This is a genomic window from Paraburkholderia xenovorans (assembly GCF_046030735.1).
In the GTDB taxonomy this organism is placed as follows: domain Bacteria; phylum Pseudomonadota; class Gammaproteobacteria; order Burkholderiales; family Burkholderiaceae; genus Paraburkholderia; species Paraburkholderia xenovorans_A.
Map to the genome: position 1 here is coordinate 1 of NZ_JAQQBV010000109.1, position 734 is coordinate 734.

A 734-nucleotide genomic window follows, 5' to 3' on the forward strand; every position below is an offset into this window, starting at 1 on the left:
AGTGTTTCGCCAGAAAGGCAGGCTCTAGGCCACTGGTTCGGCGGGGTGGTCTGGTTGCGAGCCACCGGAGAGTTCTGGAGCCGAGCGGGGATTGGTGCAGGCGCCCCCTGACAGGCCGCTTGTGCGGAACCGCAGGGTTCTCAGTTTCCAGTTGGCATCGGAATGTTGAATCCGTTCTTCTGCAGTTCCTCGCGAATGTAGCCGAAGCGTTGATACTGGGTCAGCGTGATCGGGCCCGAGTAGCCTTCGCTCTGCAGCTTGCGCGGTGGATACTTCACATAAGTCTGCATCAACTCCTTGACGGCTATATTGAACGTCGGGAGTGTCCAGGTGTGCTCCGTATAGTTGTTCATGAAGATGTCGTACCGTTCCTGTGGGTCCTGATAGAGATCGAACACTTGCGGAACCGTCGCCACGTAACTTTCAGGCCCCTTCCAGCCGAGATTCGAATCGACCGCCAGGCCACCGGTGTCCGCGCCACCGTCGCCGCGAAGATTGAAGACGGCCTTGAACTGGCCAACCCGTACTGCACCTGGAGTCAGCTCGTTCTCGGTGAAATAGAACCACGCTTCGCGCTTGCTCTTTCCTGTACCGAACAGCACGGGCGACATGTCATAGCTGTCGAAGATGATCGGCTTGCCTTCGCGATCGCTCTTCGGCAGATCGACACCTGCCACGGCTGCAAAGGTAGCCATGCAATCGAGACCGCCCAGAATGTCGTAGTTCCTACTATG

General features: G+C 57.8%; 1 pseudogene. It reads right to left on the reverse strand.

Annotated features, from left to right (window positions below):
- Positions 1 to 140 precede the first annotated feature (140 nt).
- A pseudogene (locus PQQ51_RS34335) lies at positions 141 to 734 on the reverse strand (arylsulfatase); the annotation flags it as partial.